Raw genomic sequence first — 6,754 nt, 5'->3', positions numbered from 1 at the left:
GTCGAGACCAAGGCGCTGGCGAAGCTCGCCCAGCCGGGCGCCGACTTCTACGGCATCCATGCCTCCAACAACGGCAAGGTGATGATCTTCGCCGGGGGCGTGCCGATCAAGGAGGGCGAGACGGTGATCGGCGCGGTGGGCGTGTCGGGCGGCACCGGCAAGCAGGACCAGTGCGTGGCCGAGGCGGCGGCGCAGGCGTTCGCGCGCAGCTGAGCCTTGGAGCGCGGTGCCGGGCGCGGCGGCGCCGGCTCAGTCGACGGCGGCGGGCTCGGGTGCCGGGCGCGCCTCCCGCGTGGCGCGGGTCGCCTCCGTTTGGCGCGTTATTCGGCCGTTATGGCCCAATCATTCAGAACCGCCGTGGATCGATCCAAGATGGCCCTACGAAAAGGAACCTCTCAGGTAGCAGAAGGTTCAAAAAACTGAGATCACTTGGAAGGGTGCGATGTCCTCCGCCGTTGCGATGGACCGGATCATCAGCAAGGTCTCGATTCGATGACGCGTTGAGAAGAGCTGCGAAAGGAAAAGATCCGTGAAAGCTGTCGTGTACAACGGGCCCAAAGATGTTTCTGTCAGTACTATCGATGATCCCAAGATAGAAAAGCAGACCGATGTTATCATCCGGCTGACCACGACCAATATCTGCGGGTCGGACCTTCACATGTATGAGGGCCGTACCAGCTTCGAGAAGGGCAGGGTCTTCGGCCACGAAAACCTTGGCGAGGTCATCGAAGTCGGCGCTGCCGTAGATCGTATCGAGAAGGGCGATCGCGTGTGCATGCCGTTCAATGTCGGTTGCGGTTTCTGCGAAAATTGCGAACGCGGTTTGACGGGTTTCTGCCTCACGACCAACCCTGGAACCGCCGGCGCAGCGTATGGCTTTGCCGAGATGGGTCCGTGGCAGGGTGGCCAGGCCGAGTTGATGCGCGTTCCTTATGCGGACTTCAATTGTCTGAAGCTGCCCGAGGACGCTGAGGAGAAGGAGGATGACTATGTCATGCTCTCCGACATCTTCCCCACCGGTTGGCATGGCGTCGAACTGTCGGGTTTCCTGCCTGGCGAAAGCATCGCGATCTACGGCGCCGGTCCGGTCGGTTTGATGGCCGCGCACTCAGCCGAAATCCGCGGTGCCTCTCAGATCTTCGTGGTCGATTCTCACGATGACCGCCTGAAACTGGCCGAGGCGATGGGCGCTATTCCGATCGACATGCGCAAGGGCGATCCCGCCCAGCAGATCCTTGACGCGACCGGCGGCCTCGGGACCGACCGGGGGGTCGAGGCGGTCGGGTATCAGTGTTGCGATCGCCACGGCAAGGAGCGCAGCAATTACACGATGAACTGCCTCGTCAAAAGCACGAAGGCCACCGGCGGAATCGGCGTCGTCGGCGTGTTCATTCCGGAAGACCCGAACGCGCCCGACGATCTGCAGAAGGAAGGCAAGATGGCGTTCGATTTCGGCAACTTCTGGTTCAAGGGCCAGAAGATCGGCACCGGCCAGTGCAATGTAAAGCACTACAACCGGCGACTGATGAAGCTTATCGAGCAAGGCCGGGCAAATCCTGCCCAAATCATCTCCCACCGACTGCCGCTTGATCAGGCACCAGACGCCTACAAGCATTTCGACGAGCGCGATGCTGGCTGGACGAAGGTCGTGCTCAAGCCGGGCATCTGACCTAAGTCTTCGACGGAATAGAAAATAAATTATGACTTTGGAAGGCAAGTCGGTTGCCATTCTGATCGCACCCCGCGGGACGGAAGAACCAGAATTCTCGAAGCCCAAGCAAGCTGTCGAGGACGCTGGTGGCAAAGTGACCGTGATCAGTTTTGAACCGGGCAAGGCTCGCACGGTCAATAGCAATCTTGACGAGGGCGGCAGCTATACTATCGACAAGACGTTTTCCGAGGTGAAAGCCGACGATTTCGACGGACTTGTTGTGCCCGGAGGGACTGTCGGTGCCGACAAGCTGCGCGGCAGCGTCGAGGCAATTGGTTTCATCCGGGCTTTCTTTGATCAGAAAAAACCTGTTGCGGCCATATGCCACGCACCCTGGACATTGATCGAGGCGGGCGTGCTTGAGGGTCGCACCTTGACGTCCTACCCGACGCTGAAGGTCGATATCGAGAACGCCGGCGGTGCATGGACCAATGAGGAAGTCGTGGTCGACAACGGCCTTGTTACCAGCCGCGATCCCAATGATTTGCCCGCCTTCTGTGCCAAACTCGTTGAGGAAATCGCAGAAGGTGTCGGCGCAGCGCCCGCAGCAGGGAATTAAGGCAGGGCGTTTCGACGAAACGATGTGAGGGCCCTCTCCCTGGGGAAGGTCCGCACGAAGCAAGCGTGGCGGATGGCCAGCGATTGGCCGTCCGCCACGCCGCGTATCACACGGACACGGCGCACCTGGCGGGCATTCAAACCCTAAGCCGCGTCAACCGCGGTGACACATCGCCGGCTCTCGCTTCCAGATTCGACCCATTCCAACGTGTGGTTGAGATGCACCTGATCGAACGTGCGTTCGGCCAGATTTACGACCTACAGCGCCGCCTTGAGATAGCGGGCGGTGAGACTGCCTTCCGCTTCCGCAACGACGCCAGGGACGCCGCTGGCAACGACACGGCCCCCATCATCCCCGGCCCCCGGCCCCAGGTCGATGATCCAGTCCACCTGTGTGACAGCGCGCATGTCATGTTCGACGACTACGACGGTATTGCCGGCGTCTACGAGGCCCTGCAGGTGTTGCATCAGCCGGTCGCCATCGGAGGGGTGAAGCCCCGAAGTTGGCTCGTCGAGGATGTAGATCGTGTTGCCGCGTTGAGCGCGTTGCAGTTCAGTCGCCAGCTTGATGCGCTGCGCCTCCCCGCCAGACAGCTCGGTCGCCGGTTGACCGAGCCTCAGATAGCCAAGCCCGATCTCCCGCAACACGTCGAGGGAGCGCATCACAGATGCCTCGCCAGCGAAGAAATCGCACGCATCGTCGACCGTCAGTTCGAGCACCTGGGCGATATTGCGCCCGTTCCATTCGACTTCGAGCGTTTGCGGGTTGTAGCGAGAGCCATGACAGGTCGAGCACGGGGCAAAAACGCTCGGCAGGAACAGCAGCTCCACCATGACGTATCCCTCGCCCTCGCACACAGGGCAGCGGCCTTGCGCGACGTTGAACGAGAACCTTCCCGGGCTGTAGTGCCGCCGGCGGGCGAGCGGCGTATCAGCGAAGAGCCGTCGCACATGGTCGAACATGCCGCTGTAGGTGGATAGGTTCGAGCGCGGCGTGCGGCCGATCGGTTTCTGATCGACCCGCACCAGCCTGCGAACATGCTCCATGCCTGCGACAATGCGCCCTTCAGTGTCGTTCTGCGCAACATCGAGCAGCGGATCGATATCCTCCTCGGCCACGGGGGACCCGCCGAGGTGTTCCGTGACGAGCTCGGGCAGCGCCTGACTGACAAGACTGGATTTGCCCGATCCCGAAACGCCGGTGACAGCGGTGAAGCAGCCGATGGGAAACTCGACGTCGAGACCATGGAGATTGTTCCGCCTGATCCCTTCCAGGCGTAGCCATCCCTTGGGATCGCGCGGTGTGCGCTCACTGCGGAGCGGCTCTGCGAACAGGTAGCGGCGGGTGATCGAAGTCTCGACGTCGGCAAGCCCCTCGATCGGCCCGCTGTAGAGGACTTCACCGCCCTTTTCCCCGGCTCCTGGCCCGACATCGACGAGCCATTCCGCGCGGCGGATCACGTCGAGATCATGTTCGACGACGAACAGGGAGTTGCCCGCCGCCTTGAGACGCTCGAGGATGGTGAGCAAGGCTTCGCCATCTGCCGGGTGCAACCCTGCCGAAGGCTCGTCAAGCACATAGACCACGCCGAAAAGCTGTGACGACAATTGCGTGGCAAGCCGCAAGCGCTGCAGCTCTCCGGAGGAGAGCGTCGGCGTGCTGCGGTCGAGCGAAATGTAGCCAAGGCCAAGATCGATCAGCGGCTCTAGCCGCTCGATCAATTCGCAGGCAAGGCGTTGGGCGGCGATCCGCTTCTCGTCGGAGAGATTGGGCGTGCGGCGTACGTCGGGCGCGCTCTTGTGCGCAGAGCCGCCCGCCGCAACCCGTTGTTCGACCGCTGCATCGCGGGCCGCTTTTTCCAGAACATGACCCTTTGAGGGGGCGGAGACCGCCCCATACGCGCCATTCGCGACGGGCATCAGCAAGTCCTTCAGCTTGAGCACCGTCAGGTCGCCGAACTCGGCAATGTCGAGGCCGGCGAATTTGACCGACAGGGCTTCGCGCTTCAGACGCTTGCCGTCGCAGGTCGGGCAATCGCGGCCGATGATATATTGCGAGACGCGCTTCTTCATCAGCGCGCTTTTAGTGTTGGCGAAGGTTTCCAGCACATAGCGGCGCGCGCTGGTGAAGGTGCCCTGGTAGCTCGGCTCCATGCCGCGCTTGAGCGCCGTCCGGGTCTGTTCGGGCGTCAGGCCCGCATAGACCGGCACCGTCGGCGCCTCTTCAGTGAAGAGGATCCAGTCGCGATCCTTTTTCCGCAGGTCGCGCCACGGCGTATCGACGTCATAGCCGAGCGAAACGAGGATATCGCGCAGGTTCTGGCCATGCCAGGCGGCCGGCCAGGCGGCGATCGCTCGATCGCGAATGGTGAGGCTGTCGTCAGGAACCATCGTCTCTTCGGTCGCGTCATATATGCGGCCGATACCGTGGCAGGTCGGGCAGGCCCCCGCGACCGTGTTGGGCGAGAAATCCTCCGCATAGAGCATGGGTTGACGGCGCGGATATTCGCCGACGCGCGAATAGAGCATCCGCACCAGGCTGGAGAGAGTCGTCACGCTGCCGACCGAGGATCGCGCGTTGGCCGAGCCGCGCTGCTGCTGCAACGCGACCGCAGGCGGCAAACCGTCGATCGCATCGACCTCCGGCACGCCGGCCTGGTCGATCAGGCGACGGGCATAGGGCGCAACCGATTCCAGATAACGCCGCTGGGCTTCGGCATAAAGGGTGCCGAACGCGAGCGATGACTTGCCCGAGCCCGATATGCCGGTGAACACCACGAAGGCGTCGCGCGGTACATCGACGTCAACATTCTTGAGGTTATTCTGGCGCGCGCCGCGAACCTGCACGCAAGCGGGCGGCCCCGTATGCCCATGATCGGTGGCCGGCGTCGTCGCGTGAATATCCTTGCTCTTCAATTCAGTTTTCTGCCCTATACGCCCGTGCGGCCTGTGGTTCATCACAGTCGGGTAACAGATGAATGCATTTCCGACTCAATACATCCAACGGCCAGGCTGGCCCGATGTTCGGCACCTTTGAAATATTTTTCCAGCATTAGACAAAGGTTCCGACAAAACCATTTTTCCCGTTGGGTCGCGCGACAAGGCCACACACACTCCGCTGGTAAGCGCCTGGGCCAGGCGGCCCTGGTCCGTGCCGCTATCGGCATGTAACGACCGCACTTCGGCGCTTGTTACCGCATCGCGACGCGTTGCCCATTTGCCAGAGCGCGCGTCATCATGGCCGGGGTCGGGCCATGATGACGGCCGAGTTGTCGATCCGAGCGCCTCGCGCCGCTTCGGATCGGCGGGTCAGTAGTGAATGACCGTGCGGATCGACTTGCCTTCGTGCATCAGTGCGAAGGCCTCGTTGATTTCCTCCAAACCCATCGTGTGGGTTACGAATGGGGCCAGATCGATATCGCCTCTCATGGCGTCCTCGACCATGCCGGGGAGCTGTGTACGTCCCTTGACGCCGCCGAAAGCGGACCCCTTCCAGACGCGGCCCGTAACGAGCTGGAACGGGCGGGTGGAGATTTCTTCGCCCGCGCCGGCAACGCCAATCACGATCGACTGACCCCAGCCACGGTGCGCTGATTCAAGCGCGGCGCGCATGACGTGGACGTTGCCGATGCACTCGAAGGTATGATCGATGCCCCAGCCCGTCATCTCGATCAGCACTTGCTGGATGGGCTTGTCATGATCCTTGGGGTTAATACACTCGGTCGCACCGAACTGGCGTGCCAGCTCGAACTTGGATGGATTGGTGTCGATGGCGATAATGCGACCCGCCTTCGCCTGGCGCGCACCCTGAATCGCCGCGAGGCCGATGCCGCCGAGGCCGAACACGGCGACCGAGTCTCCGGGCTGGACCTTGGCGGTATTGTGGACTGCGCCGATGCCGGTCGTGACGCCGCAGCCGAGCAGGCAGACATGTTCGGGGTTTGCCTCGGGATTGATCTTGGCGAGCGAGACTTCGGCGACGACAGTATATTCACTGAAGGTTGAACAGCCCATGTAATGATAGAGGGGCTGACCATTGTACGAAAAGCGAGTCGTCCCATCGGGCATCAAGCCCTTGCCCTGCGTTTCGCGGACAGCGACGCACAGGTTGGTCTTGCCCGACAGGCAGAAGTCGCACTTGCCGCACTCGGCGGTGTAGAGCGGAATCACGTGATCGCCCGGCCCGACGCTGGTGACGCCTTCACCGACCTCGACAACGATGCCCGCGCCCTCGTGGCCCAGAACCACCGGGAAAACACCCTCTGGATCACTCCCCGCCAGCGTGTACGCGTCGGTGTGGCACACACCGGTGTGCGTCACCCGTATGAGGACTTCGCCTTTCCGGGGTGGGGCGACATCGATCTCGACGATTTCGAGTGGCTTGCCCGCCTCGAAGGCTACAGCGGCGCGAGATTTCATGTTGGGATACCCTCGTTGAGTTAAACCGATTGCTGGCGCGAGACCATTGCGTCAGCGCAAATTCGT

The 6,754-nt window shown here is 62.0% G+C and carries 5 protein-coding genes and 1 pseudogene; 4 read left to right on the top strand and 2 right to left on the bottom strand.

Annotated elements, in window-relative coordinates:
* The 4 genes and pseudogenes from BFL28_RS11785 to BFL28_RS11775 form a co-directional block, all read left to right on the top strand.
* The coding region (locus BFL28_RS11785) for a GlcG/HbpS family heme-binding protein (protein WP_131818640.1) at window positions 1–213 on the top strand (213 nt) is incomplete at its 5' end.
* A 445-nt stretch (window positions 214–658) separates the two neighbouring features.
* Window positions 659–901, top strand: a pseudogene (locus BFL28_RS21485) (alcohol dehydrogenase catalytic domain-containing protein); the annotation flags it as partial.
* Window positions 902–994: 93 nt separating this feature from the next.
* Window positions 995–1,669, top strand: a complete 675-nt coding sequence (locus BFL28_RS21480) for a zinc-binding dehydrogenase (protein ID WP_241527307.1) — start codon at window positions 995–997, stop codon at window positions 1,667–1,669.
* 31 nt (window positions 1,670–1,700) lie between these two features.
* The gene (locus BFL28_RS11775) at window positions 1,701–2,270 is read left to right on the top strand and encodes a type 1 glutamine amidotransferase domain-containing protein (protein WP_069320763.1); all 570 of its coding nucleotides are present in this window, start codon (window positions 1,701–1,703) and stop codon (window positions 2,268–2,270) included.
* A 257-nt stretch (window positions 2,271–2,527) separates the two neighbouring features.
* On the opposite strand, the gene BFL28_RS21710 is transcribed toward BFL28_RS11775, so the two are convergent.
* Together BFL28_RS21710 and BFL28_RS11765 are read right to left on the bottom strand one after the other, a co-directional pair.
* Window positions 2,528–5,185, bottom strand: coding sequence for an excinuclease ABC subunit UvrA (locus tag BFL28_RS21710; RefSeq protein WP_277621005.1), 2,658 nt, complete (start codon window positions 5,183–5,185; stop codon window positions 2,528–2,530).
* Between the two features lie 393 nt (window positions 5,186–5,578).
* Entirely contained in the window at window positions 5,579–6,688 is a 1,110-nt protein-coding gene (locus BFL28_RS11765) for an S-(hydroxymethyl)glutathione dehydrogenase/class III alcohol dehydrogenase (RefSeq protein ID WP_026109579.1), read from the bottom strand.
* Window positions 6,689–6,754 lie beyond the last annotated feature (66 nt).

Origin of the sequence: Sphingomonas turrisvirgatae (assembly GCF_001721295.1) — a bacterium.
GTDB classification, from domain to species: domain Bacteria; phylum Pseudomonadota; class Alphaproteobacteria; order Sphingomonadales; family Sphingomonadaceae; genus Sphingomonas; species Sphingomonas turrisvirgatae.
This window is presented reverse-complemented; position numbering and strand designations above follow the sequence as displayed.

Coding starts and splice junctions, on each gene's coding strand:
- BFL28_RS21480 (WP_241527307.1), top strand. CDS start 995: ATGCTCTCCGACATCTTCCCCACCGGTTGGCATGGCGTCGAACTGTCG.
- BFL28_RS11775 (WP_069320763.1), top strand. CDS start 1,701: ATGACTTTGGAAGGCAAGTCGGTTGCCATTCTGATCGCACCCCGCGGG.
- BFL28_RS11765 (WP_026109579.1), bottom strand. CDS start 6,688: ATGAAATCTCGCGCCGCTGTAGCCTTCGAGGCGGGCAAGCCACTCGAA.